The organism is Nocardia implantans, from assembly GCF_035544775.1.
Taxonomy (GTDB): Bacteria; Actinomycetota; Actinomycetes; order Mycobacteriales; family Mycobacteriaceae; genus Nocardia; species Nocardia implantans.
Genome location: NZ_JAYKYQ010000003.1, coordinates 159657 through 179506 on the forward strand (window position 1 = coordinate 159657; position 19850 = coordinate 179506).

The 19850-nt window shown below is 70.4% G+C and carries 18 protein-coding genes; 10 read left to right on the plus strand and 8 right to left on the minus strand.

All coding sequences use genetic code 11. The features are described 5' to 3' along the window. Entirely contained in the window at positions 1–1731 is a 1731-nt protein-coding gene (locus U3653_RS08590) for a DUF3556 domain-containing protein (RefSeq protein WP_195079090.1), read from the minus strand. Between the two features lie 134 nt (positions 1732–1865). On the opposite strand from U3653_RS08590, the gene U3653_RS08595 reads away from it, so the two are divergent. From U3653_RS08595 to U3653_RS08625, 7 genes are all read left to right on the plus strand, one after another. Continuing rightward, the gene (locus U3653_RS08595; protein ID WP_195079091.1) at positions 1866–2564 is read left to right on the plus strand and encodes an NUDIX hydrolase; all 699 of its coding nucleotides are present in this window, start codon (positions 1866–1868) and stop codon (positions 2562–2564) included. A 78-nt stretch (positions 2565–2642) separates the two neighbouring features. Continuing rightward, positions 2643–3227, plus strand: a complete 585-nt coding sequence (locus tag U3653_RS08600) for a biotin transporter BioY (RefSeq protein ID WP_195079092.1) — start codon at positions 2643–2645, stop codon at positions 3225–3227. Beyond that, on the plus strand, positions 3220–4341 hold the full coding sequence (locus U3653_RS08605) for a class I adenylate-forming enzyme family protein (RefSeq protein WP_195079093.1): 1122 nt from the start codon (positions 3220–3222) through the stop codon (positions 4339–4341). Before U3653_RS08600 ends, U3653_RS08605 begins: the two co-directional genes overlap by 8 nt. Then, a complete protein-coding gene (locus tag U3653_RS08610) occupies positions 4338–5465 on the plus strand; it encodes a thiolase family protein (protein WP_195079094.1) in 1128 nt (375 codons plus the stop codon). Before U3653_RS08605 ends, U3653_RS08610 begins: the two co-directional genes overlap by 4 nt. Beyond that, on the plus strand, positions 5462–6142 hold the full coding sequence (locus tag U3653_RS08615; RefSeq protein ID WP_195079095.1) for an energy-coupling factor ABC transporter ATP-binding protein: 681 nt from the start codon (positions 5462–5464) through the stop codon (positions 6140–6142). Before U3653_RS08610 ends, U3653_RS08615 begins: the two co-directional genes overlap by 4 nt. Next, positions 6139–6741, plus strand: a complete 603-nt coding sequence (locus tag U3653_RS08620; RefSeq protein WP_195079096.1) for an energy-coupling factor transporter transmembrane component T family protein — start codon at positions 6139–6141, stop codon at positions 6739–6741. The genes U3653_RS08615 and U3653_RS08620 overlap by 4 nt, the downstream gene beginning before the upstream one ends. Continuing rightward, positions 6734–8140, plus strand: a complete 1407-nt coding sequence (locus tag U3653_RS08625; protein ID WP_195079097.1) for an AMP-binding protein — start codon at positions 6734–6736, stop codon at positions 8138–8140. The genes U3653_RS08620 and U3653_RS08625 overlap by 8 nt, the downstream gene beginning before the upstream one ends. A gap of 34 nt (positions 8141–8174) precedes the next feature. Here the strand turns inward: U3653_RS08625 and U3653_RS08630 are convergent, their stop codons facing one another. The 3 genes from U3653_RS08630 to U3653_RS08640 form a co-directional block, all read right to left on the minus strand. After that, the gene (locus U3653_RS08630; protein WP_323124085.1) at positions 8175–9518 is read right to left on the minus strand and encodes a phosphatase PAP2 family protein; all 1344 of its coding nucleotides are present in this window, start codon (positions 9516–9518) and stop codon (positions 8175–8177) included. A gap of 149 nt (positions 9519–9667) precedes the next feature. Then, the gene (locus tag U3653_RS08635; protein ID WP_195079098.1) at positions 9668–11035 is read right to left on the minus strand and encodes an amidase; all 1368 of its coding nucleotides are present in this window, start codon (positions 11033–11035) and stop codon (positions 9668–9670) included. Positions 11036–11179: 144 nt separating this feature from the next. Further along, positions 11180–12400, minus strand: coding sequence for a PucR family transcriptional regulator (locus U3653_RS08640; protein WP_067799311.1), 1221 nt, complete (start codon positions 12398–12400; stop codon positions 11180–11182). Positions 12401–12798: 398 nt separating this feature from the next. Here U3653_RS08640 and U3653_RS08645 point away from each other — a divergent pair, with 398 nt between their 5' ends. Both U3653_RS08645 and U3653_RS08650 read left to right on the plus strand, forming a co-directional pair. Then, a complete protein-coding gene (locus U3653_RS08645; RefSeq protein ID WP_067799307.1) occupies positions 12799–13275 on the plus strand; it encodes an HAD-IIIC family phosphatase in 477 nt (158 codons plus the stop codon). 154 nt (positions 13276–13429) lie between these two features. Then, positions 13430–14371, plus strand: a complete 942-nt coding sequence (locus U3653_RS08650) for an AraC family transcriptional regulator (protein WP_195079099.1) — start codon at positions 13430–13432, stop codon at positions 14369–14371. 17 nt (positions 14372–14388) lie between these two features. Here U3653_RS08650 and U3653_RS08655 read toward each other — a convergent pair whose 3' ends face one another. Continuing rightward, positions 14389–15264, minus strand: a complete 876-nt coding sequence (locus tag U3653_RS08655) for a sigma-70 family RNA polymerase sigma factor (RefSeq protein WP_195079100.1) — start codon at positions 15262–15264, stop codon at positions 14389–14391. Between the two features lie 105 nt (positions 15265–15369). Here U3653_RS08655 and U3653_RS08660 point away from each other — a divergent pair, with 105 nt between their 5' ends. Further along, positions 15370–15717: a DoxX family protein gene (locus U3653_RS08660; RefSeq protein ID WP_195079101.1), complete on the plus strand. Its 348-nt coding sequence runs from the start codon at positions 15370–15372 to the stop codon at positions 15715–15717. Positions 15718–16073: 356 nt separating this feature from the next. Here U3653_RS08660 and U3653_RS08665 read toward each other — a convergent pair whose 3' ends face one another. The 3 genes from U3653_RS08665 to U3653_RS08675 all read right to left on the minus strand — a co-directional run bounded on the left by U3653_RS08665 (position 16074) and on the right by U3653_RS08675 (position 19847). Continuing rightward, positions 16074–17660, minus strand: coding sequence for a GMC family oxidoreductase (locus U3653_RS08665; protein WP_195079102.1), 1587 nt, complete (start codon positions 17658–17660; stop codon positions 16074–16076). Positions 17661–17765: 105 nt separating this feature from the next. Continuing rightward, positions 17766–18344: a TetR/AcrR family transcriptional regulator gene (locus U3653_RS08670; RefSeq protein WP_195079103.1), complete on the minus strand. Its 579-nt coding sequence runs from the start codon at positions 18342–18344 to the stop codon at positions 17766–17768. A gap of 33 nt (positions 18345–18377) precedes the next feature. Next, the gene (locus U3653_RS08675) at positions 18378–19847 is read right to left on the minus strand and encodes an FAD-dependent oxidoreductase (protein ID WP_195079104.1); all 1470 of its coding nucleotides are present in this window, start codon (positions 19845–19847) and stop codon (positions 18378–18380) included. Positions 19848–19850: the final 3 nt, after the last annotated feature.

A 19850-nucleotide genomic window follows, 5' to 3' on the forward strand; every position in this document is an offset into this window, starting at 1 on the left:
TCACTGCTCCGTGCTGTAGTGCACGCGCACCGGCACGTCGTCGGCCCACGGCTGGCGGGTCACCATGTCGGCGACTTGTACCTCGCCCCGTTCGAACTCGCCGGTGGCGGCGTCGACGAGGCGGTATTGCTGGGTCTTCCGGTGGATCGGCTGGGCGTCGAGGAGCACGACGCGCACTTCGCCGGGTTCGAAGTGGCAACGGCGGTGCAGCGCGGCGATGAGTTGTTCGTTGTGCAGGTGGCCGTCGCCGAAGTTCCAGCCGATGGCGGTGCTGCAGATCCGCTCACCGTCGGTGATGGTGTACTCGTCTTCGCGGCCGGGCGGCATGGCGCGGTGCACGAGCGTGAACAAGGCGCGGCCGTGGGTGTTCATGGCCCGGAAGGCGTACCCGAGAAACATCGGGATCTGCGCCCGGTCCTTGCCGTAGAACCGCTCCAGCTGGGCTTGCGGCATGCTGGCTATCGCGACGACGCCGTTGCCGATCTTCTCCGCGGCCGAGGGTTTGACGCACCACATGGTGGTGTCCCAGTTGCCCGCGTAGTACCGCATGCCCGGCAGGAAGGAGATCTTGCGGGGGAAGAGGTTTCCGGCGATCACGATGCTCGCGAGCACGACGAACAGCACCGCCACCGGCACGGGCTCGCGCAGGCTGTCCAGACCGAGATCGGCGTGCGCGACGAACAACGCGACGACGCCGAAGATCATGAAGACGTTCCACTCCAGCGGGACGCCCATGGGAATGGCGGTGAGGATCGCCAGGTGGAAGCACACCATCACGATCGCCGCGATCGTCGTCGGCCAACCCCCGTGGGAGAAGAACAACACCAACGGAACGCACATCTCGACGACCGTGCCGCCGTGGGCGAAAAGGCGGGACAACCGCCCGGGGCGCAGATCGTCGGGAAAGCGTTCGAAGAACGCGCGTTTGAGCGGCTTGGGCCGGAACACCGGGCTGTTGGACATCATCGTGGACACCACGAAAGGGAAATGCTTGTTGAGTTTCGAGGTGGCCGCCCCCATCCAGATCACGACGAAGACGACCTTCGCCGCGACGATCGAATCGGCTCCGGGGAGAAGGAAGGCGACTGTGAGGGTGGCGTAGACCTCGCCCCGCGCGGCCAGGAAGATCACTTTGTCGCGTAGTCCGAGTACCGCGAGCAGCGCGAGGACCATCAGCACCTGCCAGTGCGGCAACAAACCCACGGTGGTGCCCAGTTCCGGTATCGGGCCGGTTCCGTCGGACAGCAACGCGACCGCTGTCATCGCCAGCAGTGCCGCGTACAGCGCGACGTCCACCGGCGTGCGGTTGTCGCCCTTGGTGAGCGGTATCCGTCCGGGCCACGGTGGCAGGCGAATGGTGTTGGGGCGCAACCAGTACAGGATCGAGCCGAACGGCGGGAAGTACCGGTTGTTGAGCGGTCCGAATCCGCAGCCGAGCCCCACCACCTCGAACAGCAGCGTGTAGAGCACGATCTTCTGGAAGACGATCGGCTCCGACCACCAGGCGCCGATGTCGGTGAATCCGTCGATGCCGTCGGTGGTCAGCACGATGAGCCAGCCACCGAGGGCGTAGAGGCAGATCTTGGCGACGTAGAACAGGTGCAGCGCCACCGGTGTGCCGAAGCCGACCTCGGCCCAGTGCCGGGCCATGGGACGGATGCGCTCGGCCCGCGTGCCCTTGCTCCACTCCGCCATGTCGACCACCGGCAGGTCGGGCTCGAGAAATCCCATCAAGCACGCTCCGATCGCGAACGCCCGGGGCGCATCCGGGCCCCGGAGGTTCCCGATACGGTGACAGGTGAGACAGTTGCTGTCAACGACTTCCTTTGTCGCGCTCGTCCGCGGGGTCGGGCAGGATCGAAGTCATGGAGTCGACCTCGAAAACGCCGCTACCCAGGAGCATCGACGAATTCCGCGTGCTCGCGCAGGCTCGCTTGGCCGCGTTCCCGCGCGTCGAGGTCGCCGATCTGCCCGGTGTGCGCCGCGCGGCGGTGGTGCTCTGCGTGGTGGAGGAGTCCGACGGACCGCTGTCGGTGATCGTTATCAAGCGGGCCTACCGTGGACGCAACGCCGGACAGTGGGGTCTGCCCGGTGGCCGTTTGGAGGAGGGCGAGAGCGCCGAACAAGCCGCCTTACGGGAACTGCGCGAGGAACTGGGCCTGGACGCGACTCCCGATGACCTGCTCGGCGCGCTCGACGACTTCCCGGCGGCATCCGGTTTCACGATCACGCCCCTTGTTCTGGCGCTGACCGGCGCGACGCGGCTACAGCCGGATCCGGACGAGGTCTACTCGGCGCACCTGGTCGATCTGGCCCGGGTCGCCGCAGAGGACACCCCGCGCTGGGTCCGCGCCGAGGACGCGGTGCGGCAAGCGGAATTGCGCGACGACACCGCGCCCGCGGGCGAAGCGGGTCTGCTGCAGATGCGGCTCGGCCCGAAGATGACCATTCACGCACCGACCGGCGCGCTGCTGTGGCAATTCCGCGAAGTCGTCCTGCTCGGCACGGACCCGTCGGCGGCCAGAGTCGCCCACTTCGCGCAGCCGCAGTGGACCCACCGGTAGCGCTGCGACGCTCGGTGCGCGCCGCTCTGGCCGGTTTGCTACCTTGAACGTCGTTCAAGTTCTAGGCGGAGGGTTGTCGTGGAGGGTGTCGAGAACTCTCGGGAGCCGAGAGTCGGTGTTTCCGCGCGGGACATGGCGCAGATCGCCGTCTTCGCGGCGCTGATCGCGGCGCTCGGCCTGCCCGGCGCCATCACGGTCGGGTTCAGCGGCGTGCCGATCACGGTGCAGACCCTCGGCGTGATCCTGGCCGGTGCGGTGCTCGGAGCGCGTAAGGGGACGGCCGCGGTGCTGGTGTTCCTGGCGCTCACGATGCTCGGCCTGCCGCTGCTGTCCGGCGGGCGTACCGGTTTGACCGCGCTGGCCGGTCCCAGTGCCGGGTACCTGATCGGCTGGATTCCCGCCGCGTTGGTCATCGGACTGGGCACCGCCCGCATCCTGCCGAAATACCCGGTCGTGCTCGGTCTGCTGATCAACGCCGTCGGCGGCCTGCTGGTCATCTATCTCTTCGGCACCGCGGGCCTGCTGCTGCGCACCGATCTCGGCGTGCGGGCCGCTGTCACCGCCAATTTCGCGTTCATCCCCGGCGACCTGCTCAAAGTCGTCGTCGCGACCGTGGTGGCCAAAGGGGTGCATCGCGCGTATCCCGGTGTGATCCGTGCGTAGTCCCGAACTCGGCGGAGCGGGCGACGCGCCTGCCGTCGACTTCGGCGGCCGCCGCTTCACCTACCGGGAACTCGACCGTGCGATCGAGCGCTGGATCGCCCGCGACCCGGACGCGGCGGTCTACGACGCGTCGGACCTCCCCGTTGCGGACGCGCTGATCTGTGTCTGCGCAGCTGCCCGCCGCGGCATCCCGGTCTTCGTCGAGAATCCCGCCGCGCGACCGCACCGTGCCGATCTTCCGCCGGCGGCGTTCCTGCTGGTGGCGACGTCGGGCTCGACCGGACACCCGCGGCCGCTGGCGCGGACGGCCGCCTCCTGGTACGACAGTTTCCCCGCGTTCACCCGGATCACCGGCGTCCGACCGGACGACCGCGTCTTGCTCACCGGACCGCTGCACGCCACCATGCATCTGTTCGGTGCGCTGCACGCGCTGTGGCGCGGCGCGTGCGTCACCGATGACCGGGCGCGGGCCACGGTGGTGCACGCGGTTCCCGCGGTACTGCGTGACGTGGTGGCCGGCTGCCCGCGCCTGCGCACCGCGATCGTCGCGGGCATCGCGCTCGACGACGGTGCGCTGGCGACGGCCGGTCACCTGCAGGTCGTCGAGTACTACGGCTCCTCGGAGGTCTCGCTGGTGGCGGCGCGGCGTGTTCCCGAGCCGATGCGGCTGCTCGACGGGGTCGAGGCCGAGGTGCGCGACGGACTGCTCTACGTCCGCACGCCCTACCGGGTCCTCGGCGCGCCGGACTGGTTCGGCGTCGGCGACCTCGCCGAGCTGGGTGACGACCGTGAGCTGACCGTGCTGGGCAGGGGTGACTGCGCGATCAACGTCGGCGGCACCGTGGTGGTCGCCGAGGAGGTGGAGCGGGTCCTGGAATCGCTCGACGGCATCGCCGCGGTGGCGGTGATCGGCTCGCCGCATGCGGTGTTCGGTGAAACCGTCACGGCCGCGGTGCAATTGGACGGCCGAGCCGGGCTCGACGAGGTGCGGTCGCGAGCGCGTCGCGTTCTGGCGAAAGAGGCGATGCCCCGCCGGTGGGTGCCGCTGCCCGCACTGCCGCGCACCGCCGCGGGGAAGGTGGCCAGGGGCGAGCTGAAAGACTTGCTGGCATGAGCCCGGTCCCCGTTCTGGTAGCGCCGCGCCGCACGCCGATCGGCAACGCAGGCCACGGATTGTCCGACCTGACCATCACCGACCTGGCCGCTCCCGTGCTGCGCGACGTGCTGGCGTCCGTGCGCGCGGCCGGCATCGACGCCGAAGTCGACGACGTGGTGCTCGGCAACTGCCTCGGCCCCGGCGGTAATCCCGCCCGGGTCGCCGCCCTGCGCGCGGGGTTGGGTGCGCAGGTTCCCGGCGTCACCGTCGACCGGCAGTGCGGTTCCGGCCTCGACGCGGTGATGCAGGCGGCCTTGCGGGTGCGCAGCGGCGCGGAGGAACTCATCCTGGCCGGCGGGGTCGAATCGGCCAGCACCGCCCCGTGGCGTTTCTGGCCGCCCGTGGCGGACGCCGAGCCGGTGCGCTACACCCGCGCCCCCTTCGCGCCACCGGGATTCCCCGATCCCGACATGGGCGTGGCCGCCGACGATCTCGCCCGAGCGCGCGGCATCAGCCGGGAACGGCAGGACGCCTACGCGGCCCGCTCCCACGCACTCGCCGCGGCGGCCGATTTCTCCGCGGAGATCGTGCCGGTCGGCGGCGTGCACCGCGACGAACGCATTCGAGCGGGCATGACCACCGCCCGGCTCGCGCGCCTGCGCCCCAGCTTCGGTGCCGACGGCACCGCCACCGCGGGCAATTCCTGCGGCATCTCCGACGGGGCTGCGGCCATGGCGGTGACCACCGAGGCGATGGCGGCCGGGCTGCCCGCCTTGCGGATCCTCGGCTGCGCGGTGGCCGGATCCGACCCGGCGCTACCGGGTCTCGGTCCGGTACCCGCGATCCGGAAACTGTTGCGGCGCACCGGCTTCGGCGTGGCGGACCTCGGTGTCGTCGAGATCACCGAAGCGTTCGCGTCGGTGGTTCTCGCGGTGGCCGACGAGCTCGGCCTCGACGAGTCCACGATCTGCCCGCAGGGCGGCGCCATCGCGATGGGACATCCGTGGGGTGCGTCCGGGGCCATCCTGCTGGTGCGCCTGGCGAGTCGGATGCTGTGCGCGGACGGCCCGGCGCTCGGACTGGCGGCCTGCGCCATCGGCGGCGGGCAGGGGATCGCCGTGCTGGTGGAGCGAGTGTCGTGAGCGAGATCGTCTTCGACTCGGTGAGTCACCGCTTCGGTGAGCGGAAGGTGTTGCGCGAGATAGATCTGCGGATCACCGAGCGCCGCGTGGGCGTCATCGGATCCAACGGCTCCGGCAAATCGACGCTGGCGCGCATGATCAACGGCTTGCTGGCGCCGAGTTCCGGCACGGTCACGGTGGACGGCGTCGACGCCGCCCGCAAGGGCGCGCAGGTGCGCAGGAAGGTGGGGTTCGTCTTCACCGACCCCGACACCCAGATCGTGATGCCGACGGTGGCCGAGGATCTCGCGTTCTCGCTGCGGCGGTCGGGGCTGCGCAAGCAGGAGATCGCGGCGCGGGTCCAGGAGGTCCTGGAGCGTTTCGGGCTGGCGGGCCACGCCGAGCACCCGGCACATCTGTTGTCCGGCGGCCAGAAACAGTTGCTCGCCATCGGCGCGGTCCTGATCCGGCGGCCGGAGGTGATCGTCGCCGACGAGCCGACCACCCTGCTGGATCTGCGGAACGCGAGGGTCGTCGCCGAGGCGCTGGACGCGGTGGATCAGCAGGTGATCGTCGTGACGCATCAGCTGTCGCTGCTGGAGAGCTTCGAACGGGTCATCGTGATCGACGACGGGGCGGTGGTGTTCGACGGAACGCCCGGCGACGCCGTCACGGCATACCGGGCGTCGGTCGAATGATCGGCCTCTACCTCGCGGGCGATTCCCCGCTGCACCGGATACCCGCCGGGGTGAAACTGGCGCTGCTGCTGGTGTCGATCGTGGCGACCGCGGTGTTCGTGCGCACGCCGGCACAGGTGCTGGCCGTCGGGGTGGTGGTGGCTGGACTGTTCGCGGTGGCCGGGATCCCGTGGCGGGTCGCGGTGGCCCAGCTGCGTCCGCTGGTGTGGATGCTGGTGTTCATCGCCGTGTTCCAGGTGCTGATCACCTCGCCCGCGCGTGCCGCGGTGGTGTGCGGCGTGCTGGTGGCGTCGGTGGCGCTGGCGGCGCTGTTCACCCTCACCACCCGGGTGACCGACATGCTCGACGCGGTCACCCGGTGGCTCGGTCCGCTGCGCCGGGTGGGTGTCGATCCCGAGCGGATCGGCCTGCTGCTGGCGCTGGCCATCCGGTGTGTCCCGTTGCTGGCGGGGATCGTGCGCGACGTCGCCGAGGCCAGGCGCGCCCGCGGGCTGCAATGGTCGATGACGGCGCTGGTCACGCCGGTGCTGGTGCGCGCGCTGCGCACGGCCGACGCGATGGGCGACGCCCTCGCCGCGCGAGGAGTGGACGATGACTGAGCTGCTCGCCGCGCGGATCGCGCGGCGGGCCGCGGCGAATCCCACGGCTGTCGCGGTCATCTCGAAACGCGAGCGGGTCGATTACGAGCGGTTCTGGTCGAAGGTCCTGCGCACCGCCGCGGGACTGGAGGGCATGCATCGGGTGGCGGTGCTTCCCACGTCCGATGTCGAATCTCTGGTGGCGGTGACCGCGGCGATGCACGCCGGGGTGAGTGTGGTCCTGCTGCATCGGCACCTGCTGCCCGATCAGCTGAGCCGGGTGCTCGCGCTGGCCGGGCCGGGCGCCGTCGTGGCCGCCCCGCACCAGCACCGCCGGTTGCGGCGGCTGGGTTTCGACGGCGTGGTGCGGACCGCCGCCGCACTGGAATCCGAGGGCGCGGTGGCCGGGGCGCACCCGGGCGCGGAACTGTTGGTGGGGATCACCTCCGGCACCACCGGCGAGCCGAAGCTGTTCGTGCGCGATCAGCTGTCGTGGGCCGCCACGCTGGATCGTTCCGACCACACGTTCGACATCGGTGCGGGTGACCGGGTTTCGGTGCCCGGCGTGCTGGACCACACGCATTTCCTCTACGGCGCGCTGCACGCCTTGACCCGCGGCGCGACGGTCGATCTGCGACCTGTTACCGACGCGCTGACCGCCGGTGCGACGCAGTTGTATTCGGTGCCGACGATCGCGTGGGACGTGGTACGGGCGGGAATCGGCCCGGTCGGCGGCGTGCGGGAAGTGCTGTCCTCGGCGGCCCGGTGGCCACGCGCGGGGCGGCAGGCGTTGCGTGAAGTCCTGCCGAACGCCTCGCTCGTGCACTTCTACGGTGCCTCCGAACTGAGCTTCGTGTCCTTCGATCGCGGGCTCGGCAGCGCCGACGAGAAATCGGCGGGCGAACTGTTCCGCGGTGTCGAGGCCAGCATCCGCGACGGCCTGGTGTACGTGCGCAGCGACATGCTGTTCGACGGCTACCTCACCGCGGACGGCGTGGCGGGCGGTCCCATCGACGGCTGGATGACGGTCGGCGACCGGGGCGAGGTCATCGGCGACCGCCTGCGACTTTTCGGCCGGGACAGCGAGATGCTGATCCGGGCGGGTCTCAACGTCGAACCGGCCGCCGTCGAAGCGGCGCTCACGGCGATACCGGGTGTCGCCGAAGCCGCCTGCGTCGGCGTGCCCGACCCGCGCATGGGGGAGGCGCCAGCGGCGGCGATCGTGGTCGGCGCCGGCGCACCGGCCGCCGACGAGATCTGGCGGCGGCTGCGCGCGACCTTGCCGAGTCCGAGTATGCCGGTGCGGGTGCTGGTCGTGGACCGGCTGCCGCGCACGCCGCGGGGCAAACTCGATCGCGCGGCGCTGGCCTCGACGCTGGCCGCGCACCACGGTGGCGATCATCCCGAGGCCGATCGCTGACCAGGGCGGGCCGATGATCGGCGCGGCGGTTGATTCACCCCCGGGCCGACTCGCTCGATTCCGCCGCCGAGGACGCACCGAACCACGTGGCGTAGAACAGGATCGACAACGCACCGAGCGCGCCGAGGATCACGATCCCGAACGGGATCGGGTGCGTCGCCATCGGCACGGCGAGGAAGCGGATGCACAGCAGCACCCCGGCGCAGACGGCGACACCCATGGCCACGAGTCGCGCGCGCCCGCGGTCCCAGCCCCGATCCGGATCGCGCAGCGCGGATTCCACCGTCAGGCACAATGCCGCGCCGACGACCAGATCGACGCCATAATGCGCGCCGAGCCCGAGCGTCGCGACGAGTGTGCACACCAGCCAGAACGCCCCGCCCCAGCGCAACCACAGCGGGCCGCGCCTGGAGTGGATGAACAGCGACAGCGCCCAGGCGGTGTGCAGCGACGGCATGCAGTTGCGCGGGGTGATGCCGTCGAAGCGCAGCGCATCGATCGAGGACGGCACCGCGGGTACGACATCCGGCCAGACGTCGGCGATCTGGAAGCCGAGCCCCTGCGGTCCGTAGGCGAGCACCGGACCCACCACAGGGAAGGCCACGTACCAGATGGGTCCGACCACGCCGAGGGTCAGGAAGGTGCGCACCAGGTAGTGCCGTGGCCAGCCGCCGGTCGTCACGTCGCGCAACTGCCAGGCCGCGACCAGCACGGCCGCCAGCGGAAGCTCGAAATACACCCAGCGCACCACGCCCGTCGCCACCGGTCCTGCCACCTCGAGCGCGTGGCCGACCAGCCACGACGGGCTGGCGAGGGCGCGGTCGGCGGCCTGCAGGTATGGATCGAGGACCAGCGGGCAGGCCCACGCGGTGATGTCCAGCCAGATCTCGCTGATCTTCGTCGCCGCTACCAGCAGCGCGCCGAAGGCGATGGTGCGCAACGCCGTGTGGCGGCGCTGCCCGTCCCACCGCACGAACGCGACCACCGCCAGTGCGGTGAGCACGATGGTCGGACCGTTGCCGACGGTGAACGGACGTCCTTCGACCGCCCTGATCACGACGAACAGCAGGTCCACGGCGACGGCCGCGGCGACGGCGCCGACGCGAGCGCGCGCCGTGATCCCGGCCAGGGCCAGCAGGAACCCCGCCCACGGTGTGGTCGCCGACTTCGGCGTTCCGGCATAGTCACGCGCCAGGCTGGTCAGCGGTCCCAGCGCACCGATGTGCGCGGCCATGACTTCACCGCCGACGAGTGCGAGCGCGATGACCGCGACACCGCACCACACGACCACCGGCCGGAACCGACGCTCGCGGAGCTCTTCGATACCCACTCGCTCGCCCGGTGGGGTCAAGCTCCCCTGCACGTCGTTCACAAGCACCGGGACATCGTAAACGCGACATTAACGGCATATGGACGGGGAGATCCCCTGCGGGCCGCGCGATGCCGACTCGTTCGATCCGGTTGGCGTGGATGTCGAGTCCGTCGTCCACGCGGCAACGCCGACCGCAGCCGTTGGGTGGCGACCAGCTACGGTGTCGTCGCGTCACCCAGCGGGGCGTGGCGCGGCCACGGACGAATCCGCTCCAGTTGCGCGGCGACCGCAAGCAACGTCGTTTCGCCGCCGGGCGCCGCGGCGAACTGCACACCGATGGGCAGTCCGATGTCCGACAGCCCGGCGGGAACGGATATCGCCGGGTAGCGAACCGTGTTGAACGGCGGCGTGAACGGGATGAAGCGCGGCACGTCGAGCAGGGTGCGCAGAAAGCCTTTTCCGGCGAAGGCCCCGACCGGCACCGGCGGGGTAGCCAGGGTGGGGGTGAGCAGCAGGTCGTGTTCGGTGAACCACGCGGCGAATCGTTCGGACTGCCGTGCCGGGGGAGCGTCGGGCACGCGGCGCACCCGGCCGATAACCCGTCCTGCCCGGGCTACCTTGCGGGTCAGTGGTTCCAGCAGGTCGGCGCTGAGGTCGGTGGTGTCCTCGGCGACGCCGGCGAAGTAGCGGGCGAGGAAGCCGAGCGCGTCCTGCGGCCGCCACGGCGGCGCCACCTCGGTGACGGTGTGCCCCGCAGCGCGCAGCGCTTCGGCCGTCGCCAGCACGGTCGCGCGCACCTGCGGGTCGACGGACGCGCCGAGCACCGGTGGCTCGGTGGTCATGCCGATCCGCAGGGGCCGCTCGGGTGCGGCGGGTGCCGGATACCGGTCGCCGGTGAGCACACCGAGGAGCAAGGCCGCGTCGGACACCGTGGTGGCCAGTGGTCCGAACGTCGATATGCCGAGCCAGTTGGAGCCGAGTTCGGGCGGGCGCGCGATCACGCCGTCCCCGGGCTTGAGGCCGACGAGCCCGCAGCACGACGACGGGATGCGGATCGAGCCGCCGCCATCGGAACCGATTGCCAGCGCGGCCATCCCGGCGGCGACCGCCGCGGCGCCGCCACCGGTGGAACCGCCCGGCGTGTGCGTGAGGCGCCACGGGTTGCGGGTGATGCCGTGCGCGGCGCTCTCGGTGACCGGCCACTGGCACAGCTCGGGCACATTGGTCTTGCCGATCAGCAGCGCGCCCGCGGCGCGCAACCTGCGGACCAGCTCGGTGTCGGACTCGGCCGCGGTCTGCCGCGCCGCGCGTGACCCGTGGCCGGTCACGCACCCGGCGAGGTCGAGATTGTCCTTCACCGCCACCGGAACTCCGGCCAGCGGGAGGTCGGCGAGATCGCCCCGGGTGGCCAGCGCGCGGGCTTCGCGGCGGACCTGCTCGTGGCGCACGATCCGGAAGGCGTTGATCCGCGCGTCCAGCGCCGCGATGCGCGCCAAGTGCTCGTCGGCCACCTCGAGCGGGGACACCGTCCGGCTGCGCACCCCCGCCGCGATCTCCCCGGCCGACGCGCCTGCCCATGTCATCGCAACCTCCTCGGTACCTCCGGTCGCGACGATCGGGGCTGTGCCGACACCGGCCTTCGGAACTGGTGGCTCACGGTAATCGCCGAGGCGTGACGCCACAACGATCAGCGTCTTGCCGCTCGAGGGGAGCGCTGCGGCCGGGGATCAGGTGGTGCGATACGTGCGGGCGACCAGTGCCGAGCGCAGGTACCACAGGCCCGACGGCTGGGACGGGTCGAATCCGGTGAGCTGACCGATCCGCTTGAGCCGGTAGTCGACGGTGTTGGTGTGCACGTGCAGCACGCGTGCCGTGCGCTGCCGGTTGAGATTGTTGGCGATGTGCCGTTGCAGCGTCTCCAGCAGTTCCGGGTGCGCGTCCAGCGGATCCAGCAGCGAGCCGAGGTACTCGCGGCCGGGCCCCGGTCTGGTCAGCTGGTATTCCAGTGCCAGCTCGTCGAACCGGTAGAGCCCGGCCACCGCCTCCAATCGCTGCACCATGTCCAGCAGTTCGTGCGCCTGATCGGCGGCGGTGGGAATCTTCTCGGGAGTGGCCTCCACCATGGTCGCGGTGACGCCCACCTGCGCGGCGTGCGACAGCTGGGTGACCAGGGCGTCGAGCTGCTCGTTGTCCAGATGCCCGGACGGGATGAGCACCGTGCCGCCGTCCACGCTCAGCAGCGACAGCGCGGCCTCGCCGCAGCGCGTGGCCAGCTCGGCCTGCACCCTGCGCAGTTTCCTGCGGGCGACGACCTTGCCGTCCACCATCGGGTTGCGTTCTTCGCGGTGCGGCGGGATCGCCACGGCCAGAACGGCATACGACGGCGCGATGGCGATGCCGCATTCGCGCGCCATGGTCGAGGTGCTGTGCCCGCCGAGCAGCGCGGAGGTCAGCGTGTGCACGGCGGTGTGGTGCTCGCTGACCACCGCGCGCAGTTCGCGGACGTAGGCCATGGAGACGGCCGAGTTGATCATGTCGAGCATCTCCACGACCATCTTGGCGCCGTCGACGAGGTCGTCGTAGTCCTTCATGGTCGCGTCGGACACCACCAGTTCCAGGCCCATCTTGAAGCCTTCGTGGATCGAGTGGTGGATGGTGTCGATGGGCACCCCCTCGCGCGCCCATCCCGCGGCGGCGTCGCCGAGGCGCTGGAGTTTCTCCGGGAGGTCCTTGCCGTCGAGCATGCTCACCGCCAGCTCCAGGCAGACCCGGGTGATGGTGGTGACGTCGCCCGCGATCGCGTCACCCGGTAGCGTTCCGCACGGGATGACATTCTCGACGAAGTGGCCGACCATCTGACGCGATAGCCCGCGCACGTCCTTCAGCGGCGACGACATCGGCTTTCCCGACAGGGTCAGACTCGGCCGGGCCGAACTGTCGACGGACATTGGCGACTCCCTTCCGCCCACGATTGCTGTGCAGCGCATTCACACTAATCGGTCGATCTGCTCTGCGGACCCGATCGACGGGTTCTGTGAGAGCAGGTGAGACGGTTCGACGGGGAGTTGTTATCGGTCACAGCAGCTGGACAGGCGACCGATTTCCCATGGCGGACGGCCGGCTTCGAGCACGGGGACCCCGGGCTCGGCGCCGTATGCCGGGGGCGGCGGGTTCGGTCGTTGCCGCGAGTCGCGGCCGACATGCCGGTAGGATCACCCGCGCCGGTCATGGCCATGCAACCAGGGTCTTGTCCGGCACGTGTCGTGTCCTGGATGGTGTGCAGTGCCCATCCGCCGCGCACGCCACGGCGGAAAGGCAGTGATGACGCAACGATAGGGGCAGGGCGATGACACCGGCTCTGAGATGTCTTGTCTGGGAACTGGACAACACCTTGTGGGACGGTGTCGTGTGCGACGCGACCGTCGGTGCGTTGCGGCCCGCCGCGCTGCGCACCCTGCGCGTGCTCAGTGAACGGGGCATCTGGCATGCCGTGGCCAGCCGCGGCGAACGCGAGTGGACGCTGGACAAGCTGTACCGCTACGGCGTCTACGAGATGTTCTCGGCCGTCGAGATCGGATGGGGACCCAAATCCTCCGCGATCCTGCGGATCGCGCGCACGCTCGGTCTCGGCTTGGACGCCGTCGGTTTCATCGATCACGAGCCGGTGGAGCGCGCCGAGGTGGCCCGTGCGCTGCCCGTCGTGCGATGTTATGCCGCCAGAAACGCCGACGTCCTGCCGGTGCTGCCCGAATTCCGCCCCGTGCTGCGCACCGGGCCCGCTCCCACGCCGCCGCTCGGATTCGCCCGGGTGCCCGCGCGCTGAGCGACCGCGTAATGTACACGGGGGCAAGATGTTCCGGCTTGTGGGCCACGTGTCGCGGCGAGAACTTCCCAGTGACGCGAGGACCGTCGACGAGCCGTATCGTGGTGATGGGCAGTACGGTATCGGGTGGATTCGGCGGCGATAGGTTGTCACCATGAAGTGCTACGGCGTGACCGCCAACGATGCCCCATCGTGGACCGCGATCGCCAACAGCTTCGTTCCGATGGATTACCGGTACGGCGATCCGGAACGGTGGTATTCGGGCCTGACGGTTCAGGAGTCGGCCGCCTACCGATTGCTGCGCTGGGAGCAGCGCGGGACCAGTACCTCCTACCGCACCCGCACGAACATCCGGCACGGTCCGTGCGACGACTTCTACTGGGTGGTCATCCCCGAACAGGGCGTGTACTCGGTGCGCTATCGCGGCGAGGAGACGAAGGCGAGTCCGCACCAGGCCGCGGTGACCGCCCTCGACGACCTGTGCCAGATCCACATCCCGCTGTTGTCCGCCTACGCGATCCAGCTGCCGAGAGCCGAACTCGACCATCGGGCGGGACCGCTCGCCGAGCGCGGCATGACGATCGACTTGAACTCCGGACTCGGCCGCATCACCCAGGCGATGATCCGCAGCACCCACACCGAGCAGGCGAACCTGTCCGATCACGAGTTCAACGCCGTCTGTGACCGGATCGCCGAATTGCTGAGCCTGATCTCGCTCGGCGAAACCCATCCGCAGCGTAGTCATCACGCTCAGGTCGTCGCGCAGATCCGGCAGTACGTGCGAGCGAACGTCGGCCGCAGCGACGTGCGCCTGCCCGCGGTGGCGCACGCGCTGGGCTGGTCACCGCGACAGTTGCGCTCGGTGTTGCATCAGGCCGGCACCACCTACCGCGACGTGCGGCGGGAGGAGGCCCTGCGCGCCGCGCGCGATCTGCTGGAGGATCCCGCGCAGTCCGATCCCATCCGCGAGCTGGCGATCCGCGCCGGATTCACCCCGGCGTGGTTCTCCGCGGCGTTCAAGGCCCGTTTCGGCGAGACGCCGCGCGAATTCCGGCGGCGCAGAGCGGCGGAGCGCGCCGAGCAGCCGGTGCCGTGAAACGATCGGGGTCGAAATCACCGGTGCAGCAGGCTGATCGGGAGCTCGCGTAGCCGGGACGGATCGGCGATCACCCGGTATCCGGCCACCCGGTCGCCGCGCACCGTGACGGTGAGCGCCAGCAGCAGCCTGCCGTGCGGAGCGACGACGATACCTGCGTGACCGTCCACCAGCGCGAGCGCCGCGACCTGCGAGCGCCGCCGCAGCAACACGGTCTCCGCGGCCACCGAGGCCGCACCGCGCACGGTCGTGGCCACTCCGGCCGGGAGCGCGGCGGCGTCGGCCGTGCGGACCACGTCGGGCGCGAGGACTGTCAGCAGCCCGTCGAGGTCCCCGCCGCGCGCCGCGCGCAGAAACGCCTCGACGACATGTCGCTGTGCGGTGCGTTCCGGGTCGGCCGTGACGTCCACGCCCCGCACGCGCTGCCGGGCGCGACTGGCCAGCTTCTTGGTGGTCGGCGTGGTGCGGCCGACGATCGGCGCGATCTCGTCGAACGGCACCGCGAACAGGTCGTGCAGGACGAACGCGACCCGCTCGTCGGGTCCGAGCCGGTCCAGCACCACCAGCAGCGCCCGGCCTACGGACTCGATCAGGACCGCTTCACCCTCCGGTTCGTTCTCCTCGGCGCCCCTGTCGAGCGACGGGTGGTCCAGCGGTTCCTCGCGCCGCGCCGCCCTGGCGCGCAGCATGTCCAGGCAGATCCGGGACACGACGGTGGTGAGCCAGCCCGGGAGGTTGCGCACGTCATCGACGTCGTGACGGACCAGCCGCAGCCAGGTCTCCTGCACCGCGTCGTCGGCCTCGCTCGGTGAACCGAGCATGCGGTAGGCGACCGCGTGCAGGTGGCCGCGCTGGGCTTCGAAATCCCCTGCCAAGCCGTCTTCGGTGGGCATCGGTCACCTTTCCGCTCCGCGGTCCGTCATCGAGATGACGGATCGGACAGCTCATCGGTGACCGGCGTCCGGACCGGGCGCGGCACCTGAGGAAAGGGTATTGCCATGGACATCGCCTATGTCGTCGCCACGGTGCTCGCCGCCGCGGCCGCCTTGCTCGCGGCGGGGATCGATGTGCTTCGCGCCGAGTGGGTGCGGGCGAATATGCGCGCCTACGGGGTGCCGGAATCGTGGCTGACACCGTTGGCTGTGGTCAAGGCGATCGGTGGGGCCGGCCTGCTGACCGGTCTGGCGATTCCGCCGATCGGCGTGGCCGCGGCGGCCGGGCTGGTTCTCTACTTCGTCGGCGCGGTGCTGACCGTGCTGCGGGCGCGGCGCTACACGCATATCGGGTATCCGCTGCCGTATCTCCTGCTGGCCGCCGCCTCGCTGGGACTGTTCGTCGCGTCGTAGGTGCGCTCCCGGGCCGCACGAGGCGCCGCAGCGGGCGCGGTGGGCGGCGCCGCCGACCTGGTTCACGCCTGGTCGCCCCGGCCGGACTCGCCCCTTGCCTCGCCTGCCGGCGCCGCACGGTGATTCGCCGCGGCGGCGGGGGCGGCACGCGACGGCACCGGTTCATCCTTGGTTGCCCGGCCGGTGCTCGGCGTGGACCGCGACAGGGTCGACCGCGTCGAGCGGCGCGGAACCCGCCGCTACACCGGCCTCTGACGCCGCGCGAACGCTCGAACGGTTCGCCCGGCGGTATCGGCACGCGAGTCGGCGCAGTGGGGCGAGCATTTCGGCGCGCCGCGCAAGGGACGGGATTCGTACTACCCGGCGAGGATGAACTTGGCCGCCTGTTCGCCGATGAACACCGCAGGCGCGTGCGTGTGCCCGCGGATGATGAGCGGCATCACCGAGGCGTCGGCCACCCGGAGTCCTTGTACGCCACGCACTTCCAGTCGAGGTGTCACGACGCTGGCGGCGTCGGTGCCCATCCGGCAGGTGCCGACCGGGTGGTAGAGCGTGTGCGCGTAGGAGTTGAGCGTCAGCTCGAGCACGGCTTCCGGTTCCGCAGGCGCCTGCGGCGGATAGATCAGCGGGCCGAGGACCGCTTTCATCGACGGTTCGGTGGCGATGGCGGCGCACACGCGCAGCCCGGCCATGATGGCGGCGCGGTCCGCGCCCGCGGCGTCGGACAGATAGCGCGGATCGATCAGAGGCTTGGCGGACGGGTCCGCGCCGGACAGAGCGATCCGTCCGCGGCTCTGTGGGCGCAGCAGCACCGTCGCCAGGATGACGCCGTGTTCGGTCGGGTCCTGGAGTCCTTCGTAATAGAACGGCGCGGGCGCGAAGATCAGCTCCAAGTCGGGGAACTCCAGATCCGCCCTGCTGCGGATGAATCCGTACGCCTCGCCGACGTTGGAGGTGAGCATGCCGCGATGCCGGATCAGGTAGTCCAGCAGTTGGCGTGGCTTCTCCGCGCCGAACAGCGAATCCCCCGCGACGCCGTAGCCGATGCCCGCGACGAGATGGTCCTGCAGGTTCGCGCCCACCTCCGGTGCGTGGTGGCGCACCTCGATGCCGTGGCGGGCCAGTTCGTCCCGGTCGCCGATGCCGGAGAGCATGAGCAGTTGCGGGCTGTTGATCGCGCCGCCGCACAGCACGACCTCGCGCCGCGCGGTCACCGTGTGGGTGGCGCCGCCGTGACGGTATTCCACTCCGATGGCGCGGGTGCCGTCGAACAGCACCCGGGTGGCCAGCGCTTCGCTGCGCACCGTGAGATTCGGACGACGCAGCGCGGGCCGCAGATAGGCGTCGGCGGTGCTCCAGCGGCGACCCGCGCGCTGGGTGACCATGGTCTCGGTGAACCCGTCCGGCTGCGGCCGGTTGGGCGGCTCGAGCTGGTAACCCGCCTCCTGCACCGCGGCCAGATAGGCGGCGGTGAGGCCGCGCGGGCTGCGCTGACGGGAGATGTGCAGCGGACCTTCGGTGCCTTCGTCGGGATACTGGGCGTTCTCCACGCGTTCGATGCGCCGGAACTGCTCGACCGCCGCGGCGAAGCCCCATTCCGCACCCGCCAGCAGCGCCCATTCGTCGTAGTCGGCGCGGAAGCCGCGCACCCACATCATGGCGTTCATCGACGACGAACCGCCGAACATCTTGCCACGCGGCCAGTAGATCTCGCGGTTCTTCAACTCCGGCTGGGGCTGGGTGAGGTAGTCCCAGTCCACCTCGGAGCGGAACAGCTTCGCGAACCCGGCGGGTATGTGCGCGAACTTGTTCTTGTCCGGCGGGCCCGCTTCCAGCAGCGCCACCGTGGTGCCCGGATCGGCGCTGAGCCGATTGGCCACCACCGCGCCCGCCGATCCCGAGCCGACGACGACGTAGTCCGCGGAAAGCTCACCAGGTTGCACTTTTCCCACTCCGATCTGCACCGACTACGGAAAAGATACGAGCAAGGACGCGCCTCGCGGCCCGGTTTCGGGTAACCGGCTCGAACTCGTCCGGCATTGTCCCCGCTACCGCAGGATCAACAGCGCGGAAGCCTCGATCCGGTCGGCGATCTGGGAGTAGGACCCGTAGCCCATGCCCGCGCGCACCAGCGCGCCCGCGTAGAGCAGTTCCAGCGACTCGACCACGTCCGGATCCGGGTCCGGATCCAGAGCGCGGATGATGCGCTTGCGGATCTCGGCGCCGATGCGCCCGCGCAGATGCTCCACGTCGGGGTCGCGGCCGAGCAGCGCGCTGGTGACCGCGCCCGACAGCTCCTGTTCGTCGGCCACCAGCATCGCGATGTTGCGCAGTTCGGCGACCACCCGCACGGTCGGGTCGGGATCCTCGCTGACCGGCGACGGCGAGGCGACCAGCCGCCGCCAGAAGATCTCCGCGACCAGATGCTCCTTGGAGGAGAAGTAGGTGTACGCCGTGGCCGTCCCGACCCCGGCAGCCGCGGCGACCATCCGGATGGTCATGCCGGCGAACCCTTCCCGCGCGAGCACTTCCACCGCCGCGCGGGTCAGCTTGTCGACGGTGTCGGCCTGTTTGCCGGAGAGCCTGCGGCGGGTCGCCTCGAGGATGACGGAATCGGGTTCGGACATGTGTCTGGATCCTACTAGGCGGATTGGAACGGTTCAGTTCTTGGCCGCCGCGATGCCGGCCCTGCGCCCGTAGAAGCTGCCGTCGCCCAGCGACGCGCCGCTGACGTAACCGCCCGCGCACAGACCCGAGGTGCAGCGGCCCGCCGCGAAAAGCCCCTGGATCGGCTCCCCGGAGACGTGCAGCACCCGGGAATCGAGGTCGGTGCGCAGGCCGCCGAGGGTGAAACCGGCCGTGAAGCCGCGCATGTCGAACGCGGCCACCGGTCCGCGCAGCGGGCGCACCCACTCCGGCTTCTTGCCCAGCAGCGGATCCGCGCCGTCGGCGGCGTGCAGGTTGTAGCAGTCCACGGTGGCCTGCAACGCCTGGCCGGGCAGACCCATCTCGGCTTCCAGCTCGGCGATCGTCTCCGCCACCCAGGTCGGGGGCTGGCGGAAGAACGGGGTGGAGGTCTCGGTGGTCAGCGCTTCCTCGTAGGACGCCTCGTCGATCACCAGGTAGGCCTGGTTGTCCTGCTGGATCAGCGTCGCCTGGCCGATCCGGCCGGGATAGGTGTCCTCCGGGATGTAGCGCTGGCCGCGCCCGTTGACCAGGATGCCGCGCGCCAGCAACTGCGGATCCCCGAAGAAGGCCACCTCGGTCGCGTCCATGTGCGCCAGTTCCGCGCCGAGCGCCTGCGCCAGCCGGATGCCGATGCCGTCGTGCTCCTCGATCGCCGCGGCGGGCCTGCCGATCAGGCGCGGAGCGTAGCCTTCGATCATCTCCTTCTGGTAGGCGAAGCTGCCGGTGGCCAGCACGACGCCGCGTTCGGCGCGCACGGCGACCTGCTTTCCGTAGCGACGGGCGAGCACGCCGACCACGCGATCGTCGTCGTCGACGATCAGCCGCGCGATCCGCATGTCGTACTCCGCGCGGACGCCGAGCGCTTCGGCGGTGTCGGCGAGCGGCTTCATGAGCATGTAGCCGCCGCCCTTCTCCCCGGTGCGCTTGTCGGCCATCTGCGGAACATGGCCGCGCGGAGCGGGTCTCGCGATCGTATTGAAGGGAGCGGCGTTCTCGCCGCCGGAGTACATCAGCCCCTCGTCGTGCGGCGGCTCCCATCCCGGTTCGCCCCAGAACGCCTCGCGGAACGGCACGCCGCAGGACACCAGCCAGGTGAAGTGCTCGACGCTGCCGCGGCAGTAGTCGGCGATCTTCGCCTTGTCCACGCCAGGACCCAGCGCCGCGAGCAGGAAGGTCTCCATGTTCTCCGGGGTGTCCTCGAAACCGAGCGCTTGTTGCAGCGGTGTGCCGCCGCCTAGGTAGATGAATCCGCCGGCCAGGGCGGCGGCGCCTCCCCAGCCGCCGGTGCGCTCGAGGACCAGCACGTCCGCGCCGGCGCGGGCGGCCTCGATGGCGGCGCTGACGCCCGCGATGCCGTATCCGGCGATGACGACGTCGGCGCGCAGGTCCCAGTGCTCGACTCGGCTCGCGCGCAGGGGGCGGATGGTGGTGGCGTCGGACATGAT

What these genes read in the sequence shown, in the direction of transcription:
- U3653_RS08590 (WP_195079090.1), bottom strand. Translation starts at nt 1,731, where the DNA reads ATGGGATTTCTCGAGCCCGACCTGCCGGTGGTCGACATGGCGGAGTGG.
- U3653_RS08595 (WP_195079091.1), top strand. Translation starts at nt 1,866, where the DNA reads ATGGAGTCGACCTCGAAAACGCCGCTACCCAGGAGCATCGACGAATTC.
- U3653_RS08610 (WP_195079094.1), top strand. Translation starts at nt 4,338, where the DNA reads ATGAGCCCGGTCCCCGTTCTGGTAGCGCCGCGCCGCACGCCGATCGGC.
- U3653_RS08620 (WP_195079096.1), top strand. Translation starts at nt 6,139, where the DNA reads ATGATCGGCCTCTACCTCGCGGGCGATTCCCCGCTGCACCGGATACCC.
- U3653_RS08625 (WP_195079097.1), top strand. Translation starts at nt 6,734, where the DNA reads ATGACTGAGCTGCTCGCCGCGCGGATCGCGCGGCGGGCCGCGGCGAAT.
- U3653_RS08635 (WP_195079098.1), bottom strand. Translation starts at nt 11,035, where the DNA reads ATGACATGGGCAGGCGCGTCGGCCGGGGAGATCGCGGCGGGGGTGCGC.
- U3653_RS08640 (WP_067799311.1), bottom strand. Translation starts at nt 12,400, where the DNA reads ATGTCCGTCGACAGTTCGGCCCGGCCGAGTCTGACCCTGTCGGGAAAG.
- U3653_RS08645 (WP_067799307.1), top strand. Translation starts at nt 12,799, where the DNA reads ATGACACCGGCTCTGAGATGTCTTGTCTGGGAACTGGACAACACCTTG.
- U3653_RS08650 (WP_195079099.1), top strand. Translation starts at nt 13,430, where the DNA reads ATGAAGTGCTACGGCGTGACCGCCAACGATGCCCCATCGTGGACCGCG.
- U3653_RS08655 (WP_195079100.1), bottom strand. Translation starts at nt 15,264, where the DNA reads ATGCCCACCGAAGACGGCTTGGCAGGGGATTTCGAAGCCCAGCGCGGC.
- U3653_RS08660 (WP_195079101.1), top strand. Translation starts at nt 15,370, where the DNA reads ATGGACATCGCCTATGTCGTCGCCACGGTGCTCGCCGCCGCGGCCGCC.
- U3653_RS08670 (WP_195079103.1), bottom strand. Translation starts at nt 18,344, where the DNA reads ATGTCCGAACCCGATTCCGTCATCCTCGAGGCGACCCGCCGCAGGCTC.
- U3653_RS08675 (WP_195079104.1), bottom strand. Translation starts at nt 19,847, where the DNA reads ATGTCCGACGCCACCACCATCCGCCCCCTGCGCGCGAGCCGAGTCGAG.